General features: G+C 68.4%; 24 protein-coding genes and 7 pseudogenes. 18 read left to right on the top strand and 13 right to left on the bottom strand.

Annotation, left to right across the window (positions count from 1 at the left end):
- Positions 1-228: pseudogene (locus N4G66_RS42835) on the top strand (SRPBCC family protein); the annotation flags it as partial.
- 155 nt (positions 229-383) lie between these two features.
- Here N4G66_RS42835 and N4G66_RS42830 read toward each other — a convergent pair.
- A pseudogene (locus N4G66_RS42830) lies at positions 384-491 on the bottom strand (CBS domain-containing protein); the annotation flags it as partial.
- A 104-nt stretch (positions 492-595) separates the two neighbouring features.
- On the opposite strand from N4G66_RS42830, the gene N4G66_RS42825 reads away from it, so the two are divergent.
- The 6 genes and pseudogenes from N4G66_RS42825 to N4G66_RS42800 form a co-directional block, all read left to right on the top strand.
- A complete protein-coding gene (locus tag N4G66_RS42825; protein ID WP_261709738.1) occupies positions 596-1,219 on the top strand; it encodes a PRC-barrel domain-containing protein in 624 nt (207 codons plus the stop codon).
- 454 nt (positions 1,220-1,673) lie between these two features.
- Positions 1,674-1,921, top strand: a pseudogene (locus tag N4G66_RS42820) (hypothetical protein); the annotation flags it as partial.
- Entirely contained in the window at positions 1,857-2,099 is a 243-nt protein-coding gene (locus N4G66_RS42815) for a hypothetical protein (RefSeq protein WP_261709740.1), read from the top strand. The pseudogene N4G66_RS42820 and the gene N4G66_RS42815, both read left to right, overlap by 65 nt.
- Positions 2,100-2,110: 11 nt before the next feature.
- The gene (locus tag N4G66_RS42810; protein ID WP_261709737.1) at positions 2,111-3,922 is read left to right on the top strand and encodes a thiamine pyrophosphate-requiring protein; all 1,812 of its coding nucleotides are present in this window, start codon (positions 2,111-2,113) and stop codon (positions 3,920-3,922) included.
- Positions 3,923-3,972: 50 nt separating this feature from the next.
- Positions 3,973-4,311, top strand: a complete 339-nt coding sequence (locus N4G66_RS42805; RefSeq protein ID WP_315903762.1) for a hypothetical protein — start codon at positions 3,973-3,975, stop codon at positions 4,309-4,311.
- A pseudogene (locus tag N4G66_RS42800) lies at positions 4,305-4,942 on the top strand (SDR family NAD(P)-dependent oxidoreductase); the annotation flags it as partial. The gene N4G66_RS42805 and the pseudogene N4G66_RS42800, both read left to right, overlap by 7 nt.
- A gap of 18 nt (positions 4,943-4,960) precedes the next feature.
- Here N4G66_RS42800 and N4G66_RS42795 read toward each other — a convergent pair.
- Positions 4,961-5,449, bottom strand: coding sequence for a flavin reductase family protein (locus N4G66_RS42795; protein ID WP_261709736.1), 489 nt, complete (start codon positions 5,447-5,449; stop codon positions 4,961-4,963).
- Positions 5,450-5,865: 416 nt separating this feature from the next.
- On the opposite strand from N4G66_RS42795, the gene N4G66_RS42790 reads away from it, so the two are divergent.
- From N4G66_RS42790 to N4G66_RS42780, 3 genes are all read left to right on the top strand, one after another.
- Positions 5,866-6,876, top strand: coding sequence for an AI-2E family transporter (locus tag N4G66_RS42790; RefSeq protein WP_261709735.1), 1,011 nt, complete (start codon positions 5,866-5,868; stop codon positions 6,874-6,876).
- A 324-nt stretch (positions 6,877-7,200) separates the two neighbouring features.
- Complete coding sequence (locus tag N4G66_RS42785) at positions 7,201-8,073, top strand: SDR family oxidoreductase (RefSeq protein ID WP_261709734.1); 873 nt, start codon at positions 7,201-7,203, stop codon at positions 8,071-8,073.
- A 282-nt stretch (positions 8,074-8,355) separates the two neighbouring features.
- Entirely contained in the window at positions 8,356-8,886 is a 531-nt protein-coding gene (locus tag N4G66_RS42780; protein WP_315903761.1) for an endonuclease, read from the top strand.
- A 159-nt stretch (positions 8,887-9,045) separates the two neighbouring features.
- Here the strand turns inward: N4G66_RS42780 and N4G66_RS42775 are convergent, their stop codons facing one another.
- Positions 9,046-10,584: a CYTH and CHAD domain-containing protein gene (locus N4G66_RS42775; RefSeq protein ID WP_261709733.1), complete on the bottom strand. Its 1,539-nt coding sequence runs from the start codon at positions 10,582-10,584 to the stop codon at positions 9,046-9,048.
- A gap of 387 nt (positions 10,585-10,971) precedes the next feature.
- Here N4G66_RS42775 and N4G66_RS42770 point away from each other — a divergent pair, with 387 nt between their 5' ends.
- The gene (locus tag N4G66_RS42770; RefSeq protein ID WP_261709732.1) at positions 10,972-11,193 is read left to right on the top strand and encodes a DUF7489 domain-containing protein; all 222 of its coding nucleotides are present in this window, start codon (positions 10,972-10,974) and stop codon (positions 11,191-11,193) included.
- Between the two features lie 526 nt (positions 11,194-11,719).
- Positions 11,720-12,046 carry a plasmid stabilization protein gene (locus N4G66_RS42765; RefSeq protein ID WP_261709731.1) on the top strand — a complete coding sequence of 109 codons (327 nt, stop codon included), beginning with the start codon at positions 11,720-11,722 and terminating at the stop codon, positions 12,044-12,046.
- Positions 12,047-12,550: 504 nt separating this feature from the next.
- On the opposite strand, the pseudogene N4G66_RS42760 reads toward N4G66_RS42765, so the two are convergent.
- Positions 12,551-12,958: pseudogene (locus N4G66_RS42760) on the bottom strand (FAD-dependent oxidoreductase); the annotation flags it as partial.
- 4 nt (positions 12,959-12,962) lie between these two features.
- On the opposite strand from N4G66_RS42760, the gene N4G66_RS42755 reads away from it, so the two are divergent.
- On the top strand, positions 12,963-13,097 hold the full coding sequence (locus N4G66_RS42755; protein WP_261709730.1) for a hypothetical protein: 135 nt from the start codon (positions 12,963-12,965) through the stop codon (positions 13,095-13,097).
- Positions 13,098-13,126: 29 nt separating this feature from the next.
- On the opposite strand, the pseudogene N4G66_RS46320 reads toward N4G66_RS42755, so the two are convergent.
- From N4G66_RS46320 to N4G66_RS42735, 6 genes and pseudogenes are all read right to left on the bottom strand, one after another.
- Positions 13,127-13,258, bottom strand: a pseudogene (locus tag N4G66_RS46320) (YunG family protein); the annotation flags it as partial.
- A 612-nt stretch (positions 13,259-13,870) separates the two neighbouring features.
- Entirely contained in the window at positions 13,871-14,320 is a 450-nt protein-coding gene (locus N4G66_RS42750) for a DUF3618 domain-containing protein (RefSeq protein ID WP_261709729.1), read from the bottom strand.
- Complete coding sequence (locus N4G66_RS42745) at positions 14,317-14,688, bottom strand: phage holin family protein (protein WP_261709739.1); 372 nt, start codon at positions 14,686-14,688, stop codon at positions 14,317-14,319. The genes N4G66_RS42750 and N4G66_RS42745 overlap by 4 nt, the downstream gene beginning before the upstream one ends.
- Positions 14,652-15,152, bottom strand: coding sequence for a hypothetical protein (locus N4G66_RS46170; protein ID WP_391858979.1), 501 nt, complete (start codon positions 15,150-15,152; stop codon positions 14,652-14,654). The genes N4G66_RS42745 and N4G66_RS46170 overlap by 37 nt, the downstream gene beginning before the upstream one ends.
- A gap of 16 nt (positions 15,153-15,168) precedes the next feature.
- Positions 15,169-15,324 (bottom strand): hypothetical protein, encoded by a 156-nt coding sequence (locus tag N4G66_RS42740; RefSeq protein WP_261709728.1) that lies wholly within the window; start codon positions 15,322-15,324, stop codon positions 15,169-15,171.
- A 939-nt stretch (positions 15,325-16,263) separates the two neighbouring features.
- Positions 16,264-16,410: a hypothetical protein gene (locus tag N4G66_RS42735; RefSeq protein WP_261709727.1), complete on the bottom strand. Its 147-nt coding sequence runs from the start codon at positions 16,408-16,410 to the stop codon at positions 16,264-16,266.
- Positions 16,411-16,465: 55 nt separating this feature from the next.
- Between N4G66_RS42735 and N4G66_RS42730 the strand changes: the two genes are divergently transcribed.
- Positions 16,466-16,936 (top strand): VOC family protein, encoded by a 471-nt coding sequence (locus N4G66_RS42730; protein ID WP_261709726.1) that lies wholly within the window; start codon positions 16,466-16,468, stop codon positions 16,934-16,936.
- Positions 16,937-17,117: 181 nt separating this feature from the next.
- Here the strand turns inward: N4G66_RS42730 and N4G66_RS42725 are convergent.
- Positions 17,118-17,278: pseudogene (locus N4G66_RS42725) on the bottom strand (ZIP family zinc transporter); the annotation flags it as partial.
- 36 nt (positions 17,279-17,314) lie between these two features.
- Between N4G66_RS42725 and N4G66_RS42720 the strand changes: the two are divergent.
- Positions 17,315-17,533, top strand: a complete 219-nt coding sequence (locus N4G66_RS42720; RefSeq protein ID WP_261709725.1) for a hypothetical protein — start codon at positions 17,315-17,317, stop codon at positions 17,531-17,533.
- A gap of 298 nt (positions 17,534-17,831) precedes the next feature.
- Here the strand turns inward: N4G66_RS42720 and N4G66_RS42715 are convergent, their stop codons facing one another.
- Both N4G66_RS42715 and N4G66_RS46165 read right to left on the bottom strand, forming a co-directional pair.
- On the bottom strand, positions 17,832-18,062 hold the full coding sequence (locus N4G66_RS42715) for a DUF6479 family protein (RefSeq protein WP_261709724.1): 231 nt from the start codon (positions 18,060-18,062) through the stop codon (positions 17,832-17,834).
- A 581-nt stretch (positions 18,063-18,643) separates the two neighbouring features.
- Positions 18,644-18,898 (bottom strand): transposase, encoded by a 255-nt coding sequence (locus tag N4G66_RS46165; RefSeq protein ID WP_391858980.1) that lies wholly within the window; start codon positions 18,896-18,898, stop codon positions 18,644-18,646.
- A 1,023-nt stretch (positions 18,899-19,921) separates the two neighbouring features.
- On the opposite strand from N4G66_RS46165, the gene N4G66_RS42705 reads away from it, so the two are divergent.
- The 3 genes from N4G66_RS42705 to N4G66_RS42695 all read left to right on the top strand — a co-directional run bounded on the left by N4G66_RS42705 (position 19,922) and on the right by N4G66_RS42695 (position 22,369).
- Positions 19,922-21,682: a hypothetical protein gene (locus tag N4G66_RS42705; protein ID WP_261709723.1), complete on the top strand. Its 1,761-nt coding sequence runs from the start codon at positions 19,922-19,924 to the stop codon at positions 21,680-21,682.
- A complete protein-coding gene (locus N4G66_RS42700) occupies positions 21,642-22,034 on the top strand; it encodes an ANTAR domain-containing protein (protein WP_261709722.1) in 393 nt (130 codons plus the stop codon). The genes N4G66_RS42705 and N4G66_RS42700 overlap by 41 nt, the downstream gene beginning before the upstream one ends.
- Positions 22,035-22,102: 68 nt before the next feature.
- Complete coding sequence (locus N4G66_RS42695; protein WP_261709721.1) at positions 22,103-22,369, top strand: transposase; 267 nt, start codon at positions 22,103-22,105, stop codon at positions 22,367-22,369.
- Positions 22,370-22,560 lie beyond the last annotated feature (191 nt).

The following is a 22,560-nucleotide window of genomic DNA, read 5'->3' as shown; positions in this document are numbered from 1 at the left end:
CAGCAGGAGGAATCCGAGGGTGAAGAGCCCGAGGGTGAAGGCGAAGGCGATACGGAGGAAGGCGCCGACTCGGCGTACGAGGACGAGGGCGAAGAAGCGGCGGAGGATGCATACGAGGACGAGGAGGGGGCGGAGGGTGAGGAAGGGGCGAACGAGGACGAGGAGGGGTCGAACGACGAGGAGGAGGCTCCCGGGAAGAGGAGAGAACAGAGACGACGCCGTGACTGACGGCGGCTTCCGGCCGGGCGGGCATCAGCTCCGCAGGACGTAGCAGGATGCAGAGCCTGGTTCATACGACGCCCCGCGCATCCATGTTCGATCCTTCGCCCGAGACCCACTGTTCTGCTCCTGCGATCCTTCCATCGCTCGTGCCCGGCCCCGGCCGGGAGGGCGCGGGCTGCGTCCGCGAGGGCGACCGTGCTCACGAGGTCGTGTCCGTCGATGACAGGCAGGGGGCGCACCTTGTGGCCGGTCATGGTGCGGATGATCTCGGCGGTGCAAAAATGCACGATAAGAGCAATTGTTCGTATTAATAGGTTTTCATGTCGTTCTGATGGTTACGCGGCAGATAGCCCGAGGGGGGCAGGAGGCCAGGATGATCACTCAAGGGCAGATTGCCGCCGTGCTGGACCATCCGGTGTACGACGTCGACGGAAACAAGATCGGCGACACCAAGCATGTCTTCCTTGACGACGCGACCGGCGAACCCGAGTGGGTCAGCGTCAAGACTGGGCTCTTCGGCACCAGCGAGTCCCTCGTTCCCACTCGCGAGGCCACCATGGTGGATGACCATCTGGAGGTCTCCTGCGTCGAGGCCACCGTCAAAGACGCCCCCCATGTCGACGTCGACGCCGGGGGCTTCCTCACGGTGGACGAGGAACACCGTCTCTACGAGCACTACGGCATCGCGTGGGACGAAGACGGAGGTTGGCAGCAGGTCGCCAACCAGCCTGACCAGGGCGCACGGTCCCGGGCCGACTCACGGGCCGTCCCTGATGCCGCCGAAAGCGCCTCGCTGCCCTACGGCAACACCACCGCTTCGGGGATCACCCGCGACGGCAAAGAGACTCCCGACACCGAGTCTGTCCGCTCGGATGGTTCCGAAGACGGTGCGGGCGCGATGACGCGCTCCCAGGAGGGGCGGCGCGCCGGCATGGAAAGCCCCGCGGCAGGGCAGGCACGGCTGCGTTTGTACGTGGCCCCCCAAGAACGGCGATAGGGAATCCAGCCCTCTGGACGGCGAGTCCACCGACGAGGTCCCGGCGGGGATCGCCCCCCACGTACGGGCCACACAGGGGCCCGCTCCTGGCTCGGCTCCTTCGTTCTACCTGTGCAAGCTGCGGATTGGTGGACACGGCCGCGGGAACAGCGTCGTAGGACATCGAACACGCTGGGCCGCAAGCCGCAAGCCGCAAGCCGCAAGCCGCAAGCCGCAAGCCGCAAGCCGCAAGCCGCAAGCCGCAAGCCGCAAGCCGCAAGCCGGACGACTGAAGGCGTTACGCGAAGCCTCCCGCACCGAGTTCGCCAAGGTCCGCAAGGACTTCAGGTGACCGAGCATCGGCACCGGTCTATTCCGGTCCATTCCGGTCGGACGTTAGCCGCCCCGTTCGCCGGGAACCCGTCTACCGCATCCGAGTGGCCCTCCGCGTCCGGGCGCTCGTAGAGGGGAGCCGATGGTGATCGAGGCACGTGGGTCGGAGACGGTGCTGGACACACGTGCCCTGGAGAAGGTGCTTCGCGAGCGGGTGGACGGCGAGGTGCGGTTCGACGCCGGCAGCCGGGGGCCTACGCGACGGATGGCTCGAACTATCGGCAGGTCCCGATCGGGGTCGTGGTCCCGCGCACGATCGACGCCGGTGCTGACGCGGTCGCGGTGTGCGCAGGGCGACACCGGCAGGCGCGCCCTGCATCTGGCCGAGGCACTCGCCCTCGCCATGGACGGACAACACCTGCCCGCCGACCACCCCGAGAAGCTCGCCGACCGGCCCGAGGGCTCGGCCCGTGACGGCCGCCTGCTGGCCGCTGGCGCTGCAGCCTCCACCCTCGGAGCGGCAGCGGCCGGGACCTACTGGTTCCGCAACCGGCAATCAGCGCGATGAGAGGAAATCCCGTGTCCATCCAGGTGTCCGACCACGTTCTCCAGCGGCTCCGCGATTGGGACGTCGACCACGTCTTCGCCTACGCCGGCGACGGAATCAACGGTCTGCTCGCGGCCTGGGGCCGATCCGACAACCAGCCGAAGTTCGTCCAGTCGCGGCACGAGGAGATGTCCGCGTTCGAGGCCGTCGGCTACGCCAAGTTCTCCGGCAAGGTCGGCGTCTGCGCGGCGACGTCGGGCCCTGGCGCGATCCATCTCCTGAACGGTCTCTACGACGCGAAGCTCGACCACGTTCCGGTCGTCGCCATCGTCGGACAGACCAACCGCAGTGCCATGGGCGGAAGTTACCAGCAGGAGGTCGACCTGCTGAGCCTCTACAAGGACGTCGCTTCCGAGTACTGCGAGATGGTGACCGTCCCCGAGCAACTGCCCAACGTCATCGACCGGGCCATGCGCACCGCGTACGCCAAGCGCACCGTGACGGCGGTCATCATCCCCGCCGACGTACAGGAGTTGCCCTACTCGGAGCCGACCCACGCCTTCAAGATGGTGCCGTCCAGCCTCGGACTGACGCACTCCGCGCCGGTCCCGGCCGCGTCGGACCTCGCCCGCGCCGTAGAGGTGCTGGACGCGGGCGAGAAGGTCGCGATCCTGATCGGTCAGGGCGCGCGCGGTGCCAGGGCCGAAGTGCAGGAGATCGCCGACGTGCTCGGCGCCGGCGTGGCCAAGGCACTGCTCGGCAAGGACGCCCTGCCGGACGATCTGCCGTATGTGACCGGATCGATCGGGCTGCTCGGCACCCGTCCTTCCTACGAGTTGATGCGGGACTGCGACACCCTGCTCGTCATTGGATCCAGCTTCCCGTACACGCAGTTCCTGCCCGAGTTCGGCCAGGCCCGTGCCGTGCAGATCGACATCGACCCGTTCATGATCGGGCTGCGCTACCCCTTCGAGGTCAACCTCGTCGGTGACGCGAAGCAGACGCTCAAGGCCCTGCTGCCGCAGCTGAAGCGGAAGCAGCACGGCAAGTGGCGCAAGAAGATCGAGAAGGACACGGCCCGCTGGTGGGAGGTCATGGAGCGGCGCGCGGCCGTGGACGCGGACCCCATCAACCCCGAGTACGTGGTGCACGCGCTCGACGCACTCCTGCCGGACGACGTGATCCTGGCCGCCGACTCCGGCTCCGCCGCCAACTGGTACGCACGGCACCTGCGGATGCGCGGCGCCATGCGTGGTTCCCTGTCCGGCACGCTCGCGACCATGGGGCCGGGGGTGCCGTACGTCATCGGCGCGAAGTTCGCCCATCCCGAGCGTCCAGCGCTGGCGATCGTGGGCGACGGAGCCATGCAGATGAACGGCATGGCCGAACTCATCACCGCCGCCAAGTACTGGCCCGAGTGGCAGGACCCGCGGCTGATCATCGCCGTCCTCAACAACCAGGATCTCAACCAGGTCACCTGGGAGATGCGCGCCATGTCCGGCGCCCCGCAGTTCCTGCCCTCGCAGTCGCTCCCGGACGTGCCGTACGCCGACTTCGCCCGCTCGATCGGCCTCGGCGGGCTACGGGTGGAGAAGCCGGGAGACGTGGAGGACGCCTGGCAGCGGGCGCTCGGCGCCGACCGGCCGTTCGTCATCGACTTCCGCACCGACCCCGCCGTACCGCCGATCCCGCCGCACGCCGACCTCGACCAGATCGAGGCCGCGGCCTCCGCCGTCATCAAGGGCGACAGCGACCGGACCGGCATGATCCGGCAGGGGCTGAAGGCGAAGGTGCAGGAAATGCTCCCCGGCGGCAAGCAGCGCCAGGACAAGCCGGAGGAGTGACGACCCCGCGCGCCGCCGACCACCCCCTGGGCCCCGCTGGAGGAGGTGAGTTGCTGCACACCGCCGTCGACGGCGAACCGTTCGTGGACCGGGCCGAGACCGCCGTCTGCACCGTCCCCACCGACACCCCGGAGGGCGACGGCACGCCGGCCTGGGACTCGACCACCATGATCGTGGTCCAGGTCAGCGGCGGTGGCGCCACAGGACTCGGATACACCTACGGCGCGGCGGCGGCCGCCCAGGTTGTCGAGCGGCAACTCGCCGATGTCGTGACCGGCCGGTGTGTCTGGGATGTCGCCGGGGCTGCCGATGTCGAGAAAGGGGCGGCCGTGCCCTCGCCGTGCCCACCGACATGGCCGCCCCCGCCCGGGCCGCGCCGTAGCGCATGATCCCGCGCGACGCAGGCGTGATCGTGCAGGTCGGCTCGGCGCTCGGCGACCGGTCCATCCCTCTGCAGTCCGCGTACTGCGGTGCCAAGCACGCCGTCAACGGTTTCACGTCGAGTGTGCGCACCGAGCTGATGCACCAACACAGCAACGTGAGCGTCACGGTGGTGCAGATGCCGGCGGTCAACACCCCACAGTTCTCCTGGGTGTTGTCCCGGCTACCGAAGCACCCCAGCCCGTACCTCCCATCTACCAGCCGGAGGTGGCCGCCAGGGCCGTCGTCAACGCAGCGGACCATCCGCACCGCAAGCAGTACTACGTAGGCGCGTCCACCGCCGCGACGATCCTCGCGAACAAACTGGCCCCCGCCCTGCCGGACCGCTACCTCGCGCGCACCGGCTACGCGTCGCAACAGACCGACGACAGCGAATCCGGCACCCGCACGGCCAACCTCTGGCACCCCGCGGACGAAGCCCTGGCACACGACTACGGAGCACACGGCTCCTTCGACGAGACGTCCCACCCCCGTTCGGCCCAGGCGGCACTTGCGCGACACCGCGGGCTTGTGTCGGCCGCCGCGACGGGAGCAGTGGTGGGTCTGGGAGCGGTGATACAGCCCAGGCGACTGCGTTAGCCCGGGAAGAGGCGTTGCTCAGTTCGCCGGGTGGCCCGGGGTGATGTCATGGGTGTCGTTCAGGGTCAGCAGAGGGGTGCGGCTGTCCGCGAGATTTTGTGCCGCCTCCGGGGCGAGCAGGAAACCGACGTGGTCGCCGCCGTCGATCCGTTTCTCCACGCGGCCGACGAACCAGGCGGGAGCCTCGTCGAGAATCAGTGATCCGCCCGGTCCCGGGTGCCACGGGACGTCGGTGAACTTGTCCGTACGGTCGCCGGTCTCGCCACCGAAGAGCCGGGCCAGCCGGTCCTGGTCGCGGCGCAGCAGATGGACCGCGAGCCGTTCGGCGTGCTCGGCCACCCGGTATGTCCGGTTGGCTCTGGACAGCCAGACCATGAACCGGGCGGGCTGAATCGAGCACTGCGAGGCGAATCCGACCAGGCAGGCGGCTCTCTCCCCGTCGGCCTCCGCGGTCACGACGTACATCGGGTAGTCGAGCAGGTCGGTGAAGGGATTGAGATCGGTCACGGTGTTCGGCTCCCGCCTCAAGAGATCGGATGTCGGCCAAGCGTTCACCATTTGCGCGTCCCGGTCGGCTCACGACGCGCTGGGCGGGGCACGGACGCGGTACGAGCGCTGTCCCTGGGTACCCGGATCTGTGCCGCAACGCGTCTCGGACGAACTGCTCGTGGGCGACGGCACAGGGCGGGAGGCGCTCAGGATTCCCGAGTGATGCGCCCCGCGCCCGTTCGAGGCAGTCGAGGAGAGGCGTCGCGATGTCTGCGCAGTCCGGGGCCGGGCCCGAGTCCGTTCGGCAGGAGCACGGCGCGGTGGAAAGGACCGGCGTACACGGCTCCGGCCCGGCGGACGCCGTAGAGACGTCTCGGAAGGCGCCCCAGGAGCCGCCGCGTCGAGATCCCCGCAGCGGTCGCAGACGGTCGTGGGTGACGGTGGGGTTCGCTCTGGGCCTGGGCGCGAGTCTGGCGTGGCTCGCCGTTCAGACCGTTCTGCGGGTCAGCTCGATGCTGACCTTGCTGCTGCTGGCCGTGTTCATCGCCATCAGTCTGGAACCACTCGTCGTGTGGTTCACGCGCCGGGGTCTGCGGCGCGGCTGGGCCGTCGCGATCGTGCTGACGGGGTTCGTCGTGGTACTCGGCGGGTTCCTGGCTCTGGTCATTCCGCCGGTGACCAAGGAGGTGTCCGCAGTGGTCGACGCGGTGCCCGGCTGGTTGCAGCAGGTCCACGACCATCAGTCGGCGATCGGCCGTCTGGAGGACCGCTACCACCTGGTCGAGAAGGCCAAGCAGCAGATCGGCTCGGGAGACGGAGCGACCGGCCTGGCGGGGGGTGTCCTGGGCGCAGGCCAGATGGTCCTGAGTACCCTCACGTCGACGGCGATCGTGATCACGGTGACCCTGTACTGCATGGCGGCCCTGCCGGCCATCAAACAGTTCTGCTACCGCTTCGTGGCCGCGAGCCGGCGCGAACGCGTCGAGGGCGTGGCCGAAGAGATCATGAACCGGATAGGGAAGTTCATGCTCGGCAACCTCGTCACCTCGGGTATCGCCGGCATGGCGACCTTCGCCTGGTGCGCGGGCACCGGCGTCCCCTACGCAGCCGCCCTGGGCATCTTCACCGCCCTGATGGACCTGATTCCGATCGTCGGCTCCACTCTGGCCGGTGTCGTCGTCAGCCTCGTCGCGCTGTCCGTGTCCCTGCCCATCGCGATCGCGACCGCGGTCTTCTATGTCCTCTTCCGGGTCGCCGAGGACTACCTCATCGTGCCGAGGGCCATGAAGTTCGCGGTCGACGTCCACCCGCTGGTCACCGTCCTCGCGGTGCTAATCGGCGGGGCGCTCCTCGGCATCATCGGCGCCCTCGTCGCCATCCCGGCGGCCGTCGCCGTCGGCCTGGTCCTCGACGAGTACGTGTTTCCCAACACGGAGCGAAAGTGAAGGCGCGTCGGCCCGGCGCGGCAACGTCTTCGTCGCCTTCCGGGGCAATCGTCGACCCCGGGGAGGGGCGCCCCGACCGGATGCCGGGATTCCGTACGGCGTGCCAGCAGGGCGAACACCAGGTCTGTCCGGCCGTCGAGGTGCCCGTCAGCCCAGAAGGCCGGGGAGCCGTGATGCGCATGCGGCGGGTGCACAGGGGTACTCGATCGAAGCTCGAATCCAAGATCGCCGCAGTGCCGGTCTCAGCCAGGAGCGAGCAATGCCCGTGGCGCCCTCGATACCTACCGTCTCGGCTGACCCCACACCCGTTCAGGAGACGTTCTCATGCCTGACAACCCGGTCGACAAGCATCCCCGCCCCGACTTCCCGCAACAGGACCAGGAGCATCCTGGATGGACGGGCCCCATGGATCCCCCGCCCGATCACGGCGAGGACTCCTACGAGGGCTCCGGCCTGCTGAAAGACCGCAAGGCACTGCTGACGGGAGGCGATTCCGGCATCGGACGGGCAGTAGCGCTGGCTTATGCCCGCGAGGGGGCGGACGTCCTGTTCACCCACCTTCCCCAAGAGGCGGAAGACGCCGCCGAAACCGCCGGTCTGGTCGAACAGGCAGGGCGCAAAGCAGTCGCTGTCGAATGCGACATCCGCGAGGAGGACCAGTGCCGCCGACTTGTGGAACGGGCGGTCGAGGAGTTCGGGCGGATCGACATCCTCGTCAACAATGCCGCGTACCAGATGTCCCAGCCGGACGGCATCGAAGCGATCTCGACCGAGCAGTTCGACCGCGTCGTGCGCACGAACCTGTACGGCATGTTCTGGCTCTGCAAGATGGCCCTCCCGCACATACCGGCAGGCGGCTCGATCATCAACACCACATCCGTGCAGGCCTACAAGCCGAGCCCGCATCTGCTGGACTACGCCACGACGAAGGGCGCGATCGTCACCTTCACACAAGGGCTTGCGCAGATGGTCGCCGGTGACGGTGTCCGCGTCAACGCCGTAGCGCCCGGGCCGGTGTGGACCCCGCTGATCCCCGCGACCCTGCCGGACACCGCCGAATTCGGCAAACAGGCCCCCATCGGCCGGCCCGCCCAGCCCGCCGAGATAGCCCCCGCCTACGTCTTCCTCGCCTCCCCGCACGCCAGCTACATCACCGCGGAAATCGTCAACGCCACAGGTGGAACACCGCTGCCCTGAGCGGCCAAGGGATCCACCGGCTCAGCCCCACCGCACCACCCGACTCCCGGCGGCCCGGCCTCGCCCACCTAGGGCCGGGCAGGCTGGCTGTCATCGCGGCATCAGCGGGAGGGTGATGGAGCACCCGCCGACGACGCGTAGAGGCTGTCGTGGTGGCGAGCCACGGCTGCTCGCAGGCCAGGAGCGGTACCGGGGCGATCCACAGACCGGGCGGTGCGGACTTGCCGATCACCGGCCCGCCACGACGACGGCGGGTGATCGGCAGGTCCGAAGATTCCGCTGATGCTCGTACTGGCGAACCTGCTCAGTGCCCGTATCAAGGCGGACATCGCGGTCTCGGCAGCCAGAGCACTGTTCGAAGCTGGGATGCGCGACAGCCGGTCGATGGCGCGGGCGACCTGGCAGGAACGGGTCGACGCGCTCGGCAAAGGCGGATACCGGCGCTATGACGAGCGCACCTCCACCATGCTCGGGGAGGGAGCGGAACTGCTGCTCGACCGGTACGACGGTGATCTGCGGCGGCTGCGCGAGGAATCCGACCCCGCAAAAGCGCTGCGGCGCTTTCCGGGCATCGGTCCGACGGGGACCGACATCTTCCTCCGCGGCGTACAGGTCATCTGGCCGGAGTTCCATCCGTACGTGGATCGCAAGGCCCTGGACGGCGCCCGACGGCTAGGACTCCCCGCCTCGCCGGAGAAGCTGGCCGGCTTCGTGACCCGTCGCGAGGTGCCTTTGCTGGCGGACGGCCTGGTACACGCGACCCTCGACAAACCCATGGCCGACGCGGTGCTCGCCGCCGCGGACCGGGCATGACGGCGGGTGGCCGGCTCTCGCTGCGCATCGGTGGGCACAAAAGCGGCGGTGACTGTTGCGTGTTCAAGGTGACTGTTGCCTGCTCGATCAGGGACGAGCGATCCGAAGAATTGCACCGCCCCGGTACCGAACGACGCGCACAGACGGTCACATGCGCGATCAGAGGCGGAGACCCTTGCGCCGGGCTGCCGTGCGGGCACGAGCCCACGCTTCGGGGAGCTGCCGTTCCCGGACCCCCGCCGCGGTTCTCTCCTGACCGTGCAGCAGGCCCCAGGTGAAGCCGGGTTCCCCCGCCGCGTGTGCGGCGATCGCAAGACCGCGCAGGGTGTCACGGGCCACGACACTGTCGTGCTGGGCGCCGCTCACCTGCTGTACGGTCTTGACGCGCTTGCCGAGGCGTCGAACAGGCTTGCCCAGGGCGGGGCGGCCCGCCTCCGCGGCATAGCGAAGCCTCTTGGCGGCCTTGCGGGCGTGGTGGATCCGGGCGTCATGTTCCGGTCCGGACGGCGTGTCGAGCGCACGGTCCATTCGCTGGGCAAGTCGGCCGTACTCCTTCCCAAGCGCCTTGACCATGACCTTCTCCGGTTTTCCAGCCGCCTTCGCGCGCAGCGGCGGCGCCTCGGTCAACCTGTTCAACTGCTCCAGCAGGTTCAGGTAGCGGGGCGTGGCGAGCGCGTCCAGGGTGCGTCGACGGCCCTCGGCCTGCCGCGCCGCGTCCCAGGTCTGCAGCCGTGCGTCGACGGGGCCCAGGACCAGTTCACCGGGAAGTTCCCGCACGCCGGAGGTCAGCCGCTCCCGGAGCACCTCATGGTCGCGCTCCACACCGAGTTCGGCGCCGAGCCACCTCAGATCCTGCCGAACGGGGTCGGTGACCTCACGGTCGAGGACGGATCGGTAGGAGCGCAGGCAACTGCGCAGACGGCGGGCCGTGGTGCGCATCCGGTGCACGGCGTCGGGCAGGTCGCGACGCACAGCGGGGTCGAGGTCCGTGAGGGCGCCGACCAACCGGCGAACGTACGTGAGCACGTGATCGCCGGCCGATCCTGGGGCGGCCCCGGCGCGCGCATCCGCCGTGCCTTCGAGGAGGGACGTCGTCTCGGACAGGGCACGGACGACTTTCGAGGGGCCCTGCGCTCGATCGACACCCTTCCTCCGGAGTACCTTTTCGATGGCGTCCAGCAGCGCAGGATCACCGTCGTCGACGAGTTCGACCTCCATCTCCGTCCACTTCGCGTGCGCGTCGTCGTCCAGCAGCGAGTCGGCCCGCACCGCATCCGTACTCAGCTCGGCCAGGGCGTCACCTCCGGCGTCGAGGAGTCGGCGCAGGGATCGGGTGGAGCGGATCCGCACGACCGGCCGCAGCTCTGCGCCGCGGGTGCGCGAGAGAGCCAGGGCCCGCAGGTCCTGCGGGACCTCTTCTGATGACAGGGGGAGCCGGATCTCCTCCCGGGTGTCTCCCTCCAGGGGTAGCTTCAGGTGCCAGCCGGCGTCGGTGCCGCCCGTCCGGCGCCGCAGGGACGCCCTGGTATGTGCCAGTCGCAGGTCCTCGGTGTCGTAGTAGACGGCATCCAGCTCCTGCGTCGCATGTTCTGCGAGCGAGGCGACCCGGTCCACTTCCGTCAGCTCGGGCAGCCATGAGATGTCGTTCCCCGGCGGCGCCGCATATTTGCGTTCTGTCTCTCGTGTCGAATGGACCATACAGATCGCGTTGACACATTCCCTGGTCTCAAACTCGACGTACGCCACTTCGCGGGTTCACCTTTGCGCGCGTGGTGGATCGGAGGCGGACGGAGACCCGTGGCGTTCCAGCAGCCAGGTGACGGCGCTGTGGTCCAGGCGACCCGAGGACGCGTACCGAGCCGATGCCGGCGAGGCGATTCGTACTGTGGAGATGGCCTTGGCGGGTGTGGAACTGGCGGGCCGCGGCGAGATCGACGGCCCACCGGTCCGCCTGGGCGTGTCGTAGAGGACTGTCGTCGTTGCGCTGCTCAGGACATTTGTGAGGTTCCTTGTGTGACACCTGTACTGCGGTATTTGCGCCTCTTGACACTGCACCACGCCTGTCGACCTTCGTAGGCTTGCGGCATGTTCACATCTCATAAACCAGGACCAGACGACGCCTGGGAAGGCCTCGTTGAAGACAAGTCGCGGGGCATGCTCGACGGCGCGAACATGTACCACTTCGTCACGGTGAGGCGTGCGGACGGCCAGTTCATGAAGGTGCGCATCGACCGTGGGCTGTGGAAGTCGGTCGGGGTCGGCGATCGCATGGTGAAGGAGCCGGGAAGCGGCCCAGTCAAGGCCTAACCCCCAGGGCGCTGGACGGAGAACAACACCCAGGTCCTCGTTGATGGCCTGACCGCACTGTTTCTTCCCCGAGTCCTCGACCTCGCTGCGCGTCTGCGGCGCCAGGGCTGCGCACATCGCCGCCCGGTCGCCTCCGCTGACAGCCCGCTCGAAACCGCCGCGGCTGCGTCGGAGGCGGGTCGACGCGTCGGCCGGGGGGGGCCAGAGGCGGTGAGGCCGGCAACGAGAGCGCACACGGCGAGGAGTGCCGAGGCGGTCGGCCGCCGTGGTCCGTTCGCACTCGGCTTCTTCGCGCAGGTCCGGCTGCCATGGTGGGCGGCCTTCTACCCGAAACAGTGCGCGACAGGCTTCAGCCTCCTCTCATGGTCACGAAGCGTGTCGCGGCTCTTCTCTCCCAGAGGGGCTCCCCGCCGCTTCGGGGGAAATGCTCCGAAGCGGCGTGACGGGAGGCGGCATGCGGGTACGCGCAATGTGATCGTCCTTTGGCGGAGCGGCTCCCGGGCCGCCGGTGTGGAAGGAGAGCGTCATGCCGCGGGGTTCCAACGCGAAGCGTGAGCGTCAGTACGAGCACATCAAGGAAAGCGCCGAGAAGCGCGGCACCTCCGAAGGTCGGGCGAAGGAGATCGCGGCGCGCACGGTGAACAAGGAGCGCGCCCGCTCAGGAGAGTCGAAGTCGGCGAGCAAGACCTCCACGAAGGATCCGAAGTCCGCCTCCCAGCGCGGCGGGGAGCGTTCCCACAGCGGTTCCCAGGGGCCGACGAAGGACCAGCTGTACGCGGAGGCGAAGAAGCGCAACATCGACGGCCGTTCGTCCATGAACAAAAAGGAACTGGCCAAGGCCCTCGGTCGCTGACCGGCCGGCGCAAAGCCAGTCCCAGCACGCAACCGGTAAGGCGTCCTCGCGTGCGCCTGCCGAGTAAGGAGACTCATGCCTTCCCCCACCCCCAAGCCCCGGCGCCCGGCGGGCGAGAAGCATCCGAAAACCGTCGGTGAGGAAGTCCTGCACGAGGTCGAGGAAGCAGAAGCCCAGGACGTCGACGGTCATGAACGGCGCGAGCAGGACCGCGAAGCGTCGGATGCTCTGACCCCGGGCAAGGATGCCCAGGACGACGTCCGGCAGCACCACGGGTGACCGATCAGTACAAAAAGGGGAAGAGCGAAGGCTCTGCCGGCGGGCTTCCTGTTCGGTGAGGCCGACCTGGGCGATCTGCGGGTTGGTGAACACGGCGGCGGGGACTGCGTCGTAGGACGTGGACCGCGGCCGGCCGGGGTGCAGCAGGTTGTGGGCCACCACCTCAGCCTCGCGATTGGCCACATGCTTCAGCGGGGGCCCGGGAGGGATGTCGCCGAGTGCCCAAACGCCGGCGGCACTGGCACGCATCTGCGCGTCGACCTCGATCAGACCGGCGTCATCGCAGGCGATACCGGCCTTCTCCAGACTCAGCCCGTCGATGTCGGGACGACGGCCCACCGCCACGAGCAGGGTGTCCGCCTCCAACACCGATCCGTCGTCGAGAGTCAGCCGCAGCTTGCCCGCCTCACCTGCCGCGTGAGTCAGTTCTCGGCCGAGCCGTAGGTCCCACACCGGCTTCATGAGTTCGGTGAAGGCCTCGGACACCGATTCGTCCTGTTCGGCCAGGAGTCGCTCTTGCCGCTCGATCACGCTGATGGCGGCGCCTGCCGAGTGAAAGACATGTGCGAGCTCGGTGGCGATGTAGCCGCCTCCGAGGACCACGAGCCGCTCCGGGACCTTCTCCAGCCTCATCACCGTGTCGGAGGTCTCGAAGGGCAGCCCCGACCGGCTCCTGCACCATGCGCACATCGTCCTGACGGAAGGCTCCTCGCTGCGGCTGACCCAGGCCGCCAGCGGTCAGGACGTCGTCCCGCTGAACCAGCCGGGCTGACCCCGGCCCTCCATCAGACGGGCTCCGGAAGCCGTGATGTCACAGTGCCCCCAGGCCGGGTTGCCGGGCTGCCAGTCGGCCTGGTCATCGGGCGAACAGGTGTCGGCGGCCCAACCGGCACGCAGGGCTCTGTCGAGATCGAGCAGGTTCCAAGGGATCATGCCGCCGGCATCGCAGCCACCACTGACATCACAGATGGCACAGGAGCCGCGGGGCCGACAGAGGACCGAACTCGCACGAGCCGCCGAACAGGCGGCAAATAGTCATACCGGACAGGAGGATCAACTGTCCGTCAGTAAGGACTTGAGTTGTCCGCTCACCCGGATGCCCCACTGTCCGTGGGCACCCCTGTCACGCTCACCTTTGGACTTCAGCGGCTCTGGATTCGACTTTGACATGACAGCACCTCGCGTCCTCACTTGCTGCCACGGCACCCGTGGAGCTGTGCCGGCCGTCCGGAACTGGCGGTCGCGAGCGCTCGCAGGAGGAGACCCCTGCCTGCGCGGATGGATGCCAGGCATCCGAACCCGGGTAACCACTCAAAACGGCATCAACCAACCCGACGCCGGGTAGATCCCAGCGCACTACAGGTGACTGCTCCGGAAGAAGAAGCCCTCCCCGGCACGGTTGCGCAGGGAACACATCGAAGCCGACTACGACTACGACAACAGCGACGAGGACCGGCTGACCTGAGCGACCGGGCCCGAAGCGGCCAAGGGCCCGGGCCCGATCCCCTGAGGATTCGGGCCCGGGCCGCGTTCAGCAGCTCTCGTTCAGCCCTTCCTGCGGCGGCCGGCCAGCCACAGGACGGTGACGCCCGCCGCGGCGAGCAGCAGCACGGCGCGGTGCTCCCGCGTCAGCTGCACCGATCGTGCCGCCTGCTGTCGCAGAGGCTCGGGCGCCTTCTCTTCCCACATCCGTCCCACCTGGGCTGTCGCGGCGCGGGCTTGTCCGGCGGCCTGGGCGGCCTTCTCCTTGACCGGGTCGGGGAGCTTGTCCTGGACCTGGGAGCTGGCCTTCACCGCCTGCGCCTTCAGCTCACCGGCCGTGACGGCTGCCTGCTCCTTCAGCCGGCCGGCCTTTTGCTGGGCGCGGGCCTTGACGTCGGTCTTGTCCGCGAGGGCCTGGACCGTCTCTCCGAGTTCGCGGCGGGTGTGTTCGATCTGCTCGCGGAGCTCGGCGGGTGTAGGGGTGCTGTGCTGGTCGGGGGGTGTGTGGGTCATCGGTGTGCGCTCCTCTTGATCTCAGCCACATCGGCCTTGACGTTTTCGATCGTGCTCTGGGGTGTCGGCGGGGATGCCTTGCCAACCTGCTTCTTGCCACTGAGAGCCAGGACCGCGGCGATCGCGCCGAGGACGGCGGTGACGATGAGGGCAGCCGCCCACACCGGCAGCAGCAATGCCACGGCCGCGATCACGCTCGCCACCAGCGCTTGAAGCATCAGGAAACCGGCCAGCGAAGCCCCGCCGAACAGGCCGCCGCTCTTGCCGTAGCGCTTGCCCTTCTCCTTCATCTCGGCCTGCGCCAGCTTCATCTCGCCGCGGACCAACTCGGTCAGCTGCTGAGAGGCCTGCTGGACCAGCTCGCCCACCGGCTCGTGCCCAACGTCGTGTGCAAGCGGGCCCTGCGGTTGTGTACTCGACACGCGATCCCCTCCTGCTCTGTGTCGTTCCTGCCCTTCGGGCCGCGCCACGGCGGCCGGCCCGGCCTTCGGTGAGAAGCCGAGTACCCCGAACCGTGCAGTTCAGGAGGGAAACACTCAGCGGTGAGCAGTGGATGCGCCGCAGGACGTTGTGTGGCCACTACAGCAAGCGCCGCAGCAGAGGCGGGGTATGCCGGGTAAGTCAGGCACCGCCCAGCCCGATCAAGGCACCGGCGACGACATCGGGTGGGGTAGTGGGCTCCCGACTGCACGCGGTCGACGGCCAGCAGAGCGGCCGGCACCGCGCAGGCGGCAGCGGCCAGCGGCCGGACGGGAGCGACGGCGGCGACGAAGGCGACCGCGGCCGTGGTGTGGCCCGAAGGGAAAGAGGAGGAGTCAGGCCCGGTCCTCAACCTCGTTGTGATCGATTTACTCCTCGGGCGGGCGGGGCCGGTCGACCAGCTGCTGACCCACCCCGTTGGAGACCAACTGCGCGACAGCGAGAGCCGCAAGCCCCAGCAGGGCTGATCTGCGCCCGCGCCGCCCACCGAACGCCGCCATGACGGCCGCTGCACCGCCCAGCATCGGCCGGCTGTCTCCTCCACCGCGGACAGCAGCCGGCCGATGCTGGGCGGGATACGGTCGGCCGCCCGCTGTGTCAGCCGCCGATCTGCTTTGCGGACATCCGCCATCAGTTTCATGAGCGGCAGGTATCCCCGGGCGTCGGTGCACACCCGGTTGCATATCGCTGGTAGGCCAGGATTTTTCAGGCCCTGCTGTTTTCGCTTGTGGAGATCGGGCACTCAGGGCGCAGGCCGGGCAGGTGGCCTTCACCTTTAAGGGACTGGCCGGCTGTAGGTTCCCCCGGTTCGGCCACGTGTGCTGGGGGAGCCGCCCTTTCTTCAGGGAGCGGACAGCGCCGGGGGCGCGGGTCGGGACAGGGAACAGAGTCTTGCGCATCCTGCGCCGGATATTCGCACAGATGGACGATCCGTTGCGGCCGGAGGGGACTGGAAGCCTCGTGCTGTCGCACTCGTTGGAGCACGATGTGCTGGCCCTGAGGGTGGACGCTGCTCCAGGGACGGAAGGGGAAAGCGCTCTGGCGGCGCTGATCGGCGACTTGGTCCACGTCCAGTGCGTCGGCGCCAGGTGGTGGTCGTTCTCGGCGCGGGGGCGAGTGCCGGTGTGTCGCAAGCGGTTGTTGATGCGCACCGCATGTGCCGTCCTGCGGAGGTCCTGGTGTCGGTGGCCACGCAGTCTGCCTCCGCGCGCCGAGTCCTGCAGGCGCAGGCCGCCGCTTCTGGTGCGCCTCTGGTGGTCCACGCCCGTACCGATACAGCCATCACCACCGCGGGTGCCGCCACGTCATGACCATCCGGCGGCCACCCACTGTTGCCGCGCTGAGTGTGCAGGCGCCGGTGTCCCGGGGCCGGCTGTACTTCTCGATCTGGCGGTCGAGCTCGTCGCGGATATCGATGAACTCCCGCCCGGCGGGGTGTGTGCCGCGGACTGCGCCCGGTTCGTCTAGCCGGGACTCGCTGCGCGGGCGAGGTCGACGGTGGCGGTGAGGCGTTTGCCGTGCAGTGTCGCTTCTGTGGTGAGGGCGGTGACGATCTCCAGGCCGTGCTGGCCGATGCGCTTGGGATCGGTCGCCCTGGCTGCCGGGAGCACGGGGTTGCTGGCCCACCGTGCTCCAGATCGCGCGGGGACCTTTGTACGGTGCCCAGTGACCGACGAAGGACGACTGTACGGCGTCATGCCGATCACGGGAGGGCGGGGCACACAGATGCGTGAGGCGAGTGTCAGGGGCAAGGCTGCAGGCATGACGACAACCCTCGGCGCCTTCGTTCTCGGTACTCCCGATCCTCCCGCGCTGGCCGACTTCTACCGGGCCCTGCTCGGCTGGCAGGAAGTCGAGCGCAAGCCGGAATGGGTCCGCTTGAAGGCCCCGCATCAGGAACGCCCCGGCCTCAGCTTCCAGCTGGAGACCGATCACACCCCTCCAACATGGCCGCAGCGCCCGGGCGCGCAGCAGATGCAGGCGCACTTGGACCTGCAGGTTGACGACCTGGAGGCGGAGACCGAACGGGCTTGCGCTCTGGGTGCGACGCTGCAGGAATACCAGCCGCAGAAGGACGTGCGGGTTCTCCGGGACCCGTACGGCCATCCGTTCTGCCTCTTCCTTCCGGGTGCCTGAATGCCAGGGCCTGCACCGGGTCAGCGACGCGCGGCCGAGACCTCAGCCAGCGGACTGCCGGTCACCGGTCGGTCCGGCCGCTCGCTCCGCCCGGGTACCTCCGGCACTGTCTGCCTTGCCGGATTGATATCAGGCGGCAGTGGAGCACCACGGAGTGCTTCTCTCGCTCCCCACCCAGGGGTCAGGCGTGGGAGAGGGCGAAGGAGGCGAGGAAGCCGCTGACCGTGATCAGTCCGATGGCCGGATGGGCGTCGTCAAACGCTTCGGGGACCATCGTGTCGGCGATCAAGGGAGGACAGCCCCGGCCGCCGGCGCGGTCACCGCGGCGATCACGGCGGGTGAGATGCGGCGGCCGGGAGGTTGGCTGATCATGAGCTCATGCCTGGGCTTCGTGTGGTCGTCTCTCCGCCGTCCCCGACCGGGGGCCGGCGGGTCCGGGTGGATGGGGAGATCCTCGGGCTGGCGTACTCGGTGCGGGACCTGGTGGAGTTTCTGCGTCGGGTGGGGCTGGAAATGGAGCCGGCCGAGGTGATTGAGTCTCCGATCATCGACTGGCACGGCGTCGGGCCTGACCGGTGGGGTCCCGATCCGTCGTAAATGGCGTCAGGCTGCTGTGTGGGTACCGTCGCAGGTGACGGCGGCACCCTGCGGTGCAGGGTGTGCTCGTCGCTGAACGCCGCGTGCTCGTACGCTGGAAGGTGGGCCGGCCGTACGGAACGGCGCTCGGCATCAAGGGTTAGAGCCTGTTGAAAGCGCTGGTCACCGGGTTTGCGCGGCGGACGCGATTACAGTTTCGGCCAGAACCTGTACAAGCGCTGCCACGCGGTGGAATCAACGGCCTCGATCAGCGCAGGGCCGTGGTGACTGAGTGCCAGGCATGACGGTGGGGGTCGGGTCAACGCCGGGGCTGCCCGTCGGTGTCGTCGTCAGGTGTCTGCCAGGAATCCTGACGGGGTGCCGTCTGTGGATTTGGCGCTGCCGGCCTGGCGCCGGGATTCTTTCGGTGCGCTGCGCGTCGGCTGCCGTACCAGAACGCGCCGATCAGAAGGGCAGCCACCACTACACCGGCGACGATCAGGAAGAGCGACGACGAGCCGTCGGCCGCGAGGACTTGAGAGGCGATCATGGTGGCCGTGTACCCCGTTCTCCGGCCTTCACGGCGCGCGGATACTCAAACGTTGCAAACTTGGTCAAATTGCCGTGCTCAGGTACGATCCCGGGTGTGACAAGCCGCTGAGCGGGCTTTGCCCCGTCGGCGCATGCAGGTCTGTCATCAGCCGCACCAGGGCTCGCCGGTCCTCAAGATATCCGTCTCCAGGGCCCGCAGTTCCTGTCCGTAGGGCGAATCGCCGTGCTCCTGAACCATGCGTGCGGTGCACCAGCCAGGCACGGGCCGTCGCACCCGCCAGATGATCATTGAGATGGATGCCGAGGATTTTCTGCCTCCCAGGACCCTCGATGGAGCTTCGCAGGGGAGCGCTCATGGTGTTCCTCGGCGTTCTGACAACCTCGTGGTGGTGAGCGAGTGCCCCCGCTGAGGTTGTCAACCGCTCTATGCGCACCCCTGCCCTACCGTCGACGGATGCCGCAGCCGCATCGTGGACGTGGGTGACGGCCACCACCGGCGCTACCACGGCGGAGTCGGCCGTAGTGGACCCGTGCCCAGGCGCGCAGAGTGTCGACCGCCGCTGAGGTTTCCTGGTCCTGTCAGGCTGTCGGCAGAGGGATGCACCGCGCGGACTGCTCTTGCTGCCATGCGGTCTTGATGTACTCGGCGAGCCGGTCCTCGAGCAGGAGGGTGGTTGCGCAACCGAAACCGACGTCGACGACGCCCCCAGCCCCCGCAAGACCCGACTGCTCGTACTTGCGCACCCAGGAGTGCATCGAATGCCTCGACACCGCATACCGGGCCGCGACTTGAGTGACCGCGACCCCCGCGACCACGCTCAACTCCACCAGCATGGCAGAGGTCCGGCGGATGTCGTTTGGGATCGCGTACAGGTGCCGAGCGTGAGTCAGCCGCGGCGCAGCAGCATGACGACAGCGATGATGACGATGATGAGAACGACGGTACCCAGGCCTATGTACACGGGTTTCTCTTTCCCTCGGGGGAGCGGCGCCCATTGGTGCCGCCCAGACCGAGTGCCCCGGCCTGGGCTTTTCAGCCGGGGGCGACCAAATCAGTGCCTCCGGGCCGTTTCCGGCCGTCGCTGTCCTGCCCGATGCCCGATGCCCGATGCCCGATGCCCGCAGCTCGAAGGGCCGGGCGCCGGGCGCTAGTGCGGGACGGTGAGGGCTGGAACTTGAGTGCTCCGATCCCCATGGCGACGAGCTGCACCGCGCCAGGGAAGGCGTAGAACGCCGGCCTCGTCTAGGTCTTCGATGATCTTCGTGAGGTCTGCCACCGCGTCCCGTAGCTGCGGGCGAAGGCCTCGATCGCCTTCTCGGCGTGGGCGCGGTCCTCGGCGTCGTAGACCTCCTGTAGCGCCTTTGTCGCTCCGTGCTGTGTGGAACGCTGGGTCGTGGAGCGCGCCTTCGCCCGCCTGCGCTGGTTCCGGCGCCTGCGAGTCCGCTGGGAGATCCGCGACGACAGGCGGCCATCTTCGGATGTTCCTGTGACCTTGCGGCCGACGTCTGCCCGGGGTGTTCTGCCCCTCCTGGGACGGGTGATCCGAGGGAGCGGAGCGTGAACGGTTGTGACCGTTCCTGCCTGTCGGCAGCAGACGCTGCGGCAGGCGACGGGATCATCGGCGGGTGGTTGCGCGGGCCGGCTCCAGACCGCGCCCGCCCCGGGAAGCAGATGGGGCAGCCGCCGGCAGCCAGGCCATGAGCGGGAGCGACGCACGGGGAGCTCCTGAGCAGGCTGCGTACTTGTCGTCGATGAACGACGATGGAGGTACAGGGGCTGGCCGGTCCTGCGGTAGCCGCCCCTCAGGGCGCATACCGCCGTAGTGCGCCGAGGACTGCGCGCGGAGGGAGTTCGCCGTGGACTCGTCTGCCGCCCCCGGCCCGCCAGAGCATGGCAGGCACAAGCTGTACCGCCCTTCGGGCCATGCCGAACGAGCGGAGGACGAGCGGCTGCAGCGCCCTCTCGGGATGCGAAGCCGTCGTCGCCTGCGCCTTTGCGGAGCGTCCCTGCTCCTCCTCCTGGCAGTTCTGATGGCGCCCATCAGCGTCGTCGCCACTTGGGTAAATTCTGAGGTCACCGATACTGATCGGTATGAGCAGACCGTCTCACCCCTCGCCAGAGACCCCGCTGTCCAGGACCTGATCATCAAGCGCGCCACTGATGCTCTGGTCCACAAGATTGATGTTCGCAAGATCACCGAAACACTCGCCGACACTCTGGCCGACCAGAATGCGCCCCGTTTCCTGGTCGACGAGGCCAGGTCGTTGGATGAAGAGCTCAAGGGCGGGCTGAGGGCCGGCGTGCGCTACACGGTCGCCAGAGTGGTGACGAGCGATGCTTTTGCCAAGGCGTGGGACAGCATCCACCGCGGCGCGCACACCGCCGCGACGAACGTCCTCACCGGGGAGGCAGGCGGAGCGCTCGAGGTCAAGGGCGACGCCATCACGCTGAACGTCGGCGCTGTCATCGAGGAACTTCAAAAGCAGCTGATCGGCGTGACCCTTGTCGGGGCGGAAGACATTCCCGGGGCAGACAAGTCGATCGTGCTGGTGCACAACGACCATCTGAGTGAGGCCCGTGATGCTGCCCGCTGGCTCAGCGTCGTCGCCCCTTGGTTGCCCTGGACGGTGGTTGTGCTCGCCGGGCTGGGCATCTGGGCGGCACCCTCACACCGGCTTGCGCTGATGGCCGCAGGCATCGGTATCGGCGCCATGATGTGCGTGCTGCTCATCGCACTCGCCGTGATCCGCCAGATCTGTCTGGACGCGGTGCCTCCGGCAGCCCAGTCGCAGGACGCAGCAGCAGCCCTCTACGACACCCTGGTGAGGTTCCTCCGGCAAACCATTCTCACCGTGCTCCTCACCGCACTGCTCACCGTGATCGCCGGGTATCTGTACGGACACGGCCGCGGTGCCGCCGCCGTGCGCACAGCCGCCGCCCGAAGCACCCGGACTGCCGGACACGCCCTCGCCCGGACGGGACTGAAGCCAGGTGCCGTCGGACAGTGGCTGCGCATGCACAGGCCCCTGACCACGGTCGTCGTCATCGCGGCCGGTGCCCTGGCCCTCGTCCTGTGGCACTACCCCACGCCCGCCTCCGTGGCCCTTGTGCTCCTGGTCGTCGTGGTTGTCCTGGCGACCCTGGGCGTCCTGGCCGCTGCTGACGCTGCGGAGCAACGCTTATCCGGCGAGGGCGGCCCTGGCTTGCCACTGAGAGTCGCAGGGCCTCGAACCGGCCGATTGCCGCCCCTGACGAAGCACGAGCAACTTCTCTGTCAGCTAAGCGTGTTGAACGAGCTTGGTCTTGGATCCCGAGCCCGCCAGGGGAGCCCAGAGACGCCGTGGGCCCTTTGGTGGCCGATGTTTGCTGACGTGACGGCGGGGCATACGCGAATCAGTGCTTCGGACCGGAGGCGCACGCCGAGCAGGGGATCACCCCGCCTGCTGCGATTTCCTCTGGCCATGCAGATCCCCACACGGCGAACCCTGGCAGCCCGTTCTTGCCATGCTCGGGCGATCCGCTCAGCGCACGGCAGGAGCCCGGCTATCGGCCCAGATCAACGAGGAGGCGAGTCGGATGCGGGAGCTGTTGGCCTCCGGCCACGACCGAAAGGGTGACCCGGACTCCGAGCAGTCGACCACCACGACCATCCCGCGCACCGCGGCCACCGCACATGAGGCGGGGGTGCTGCCAGAGCGACCGGGCATGCCGCAAAACCCCGGCGCGAACACGGTGGGAGAGCAGGCAGTGGGCATTGTGATGGCACTCGGACGCCTGCCCGCCAAGCAAGCGCGGATTGTGCTGACGGAAGTCTCCCAGCGCACCGGCGTCACGCTGCTCCGCATCGCCGGACTCCTCACCGCCTGGGTGTCCTGCGGCGAACTCAACCTTGGTATCCGCATCGCCCTCGAGGAAGCGATCCGGGCCCAGCGCCGCACTGCCCAGCCGGCCGGTCCAGCGACCGACTGAGCACCCCTGGAACACCGGGCGAAGGTGCGCCGGCCGACCGCTGTCCGAACCTGTGCCCGCGCAGCGCGGTGAAGCAGGAACCCAACTGCGGTGCGGCGCTGTGTCAGATGACCAGCAGGCGGTTGAAGAACGAAAAGGAGGACTGCGGCCAGTGCCCGGTCAAGTTCAGTTGCACCCGCAGCGACCGGCGGACACCGGCCTTCCTGCCGCAGCAACTCTACGAACGGCAGGCCGCCGTCCGGGCCACGCGGCAGACCAGGCCCTGGCAGGCGAACTACGCGATGCGGGCCGGCATGGAGACCAGCTGCGTATCGGGCGATGGAAGCGGTGCTTGAATGCTCGCCCTGACGGCGAATCCCAGCCCTCTGCCCTGCTCCGCAGGAGTCCGTTTCTCCCCCGCAAGCGGGAGGTACCCCCACCCCGGCCTGAAGGCCGGGGTATCCACGGAGGAGTTCCGACGCGGCTTCTTGCCGGCGGCTCCCGGCGCCCTCACGGGCGCTCTGTCGGCTTCGTTGCTTCGGTGGCG

Source organism: Streptomyces rhizosphaerihabitans (genome assembly GCF_025399795.1).
Lineage (GTDB): Bacteria > Actinomycetota > Actinomycetes > Streptomycetales > Streptomycetaceae > Streptomyces > Streptomyces rhizosphaerihabitans.
Note: the sequence above shows the minus strand (reverse complement) of the source record. Positions and strands in the feature narration are given on the sequence as shown.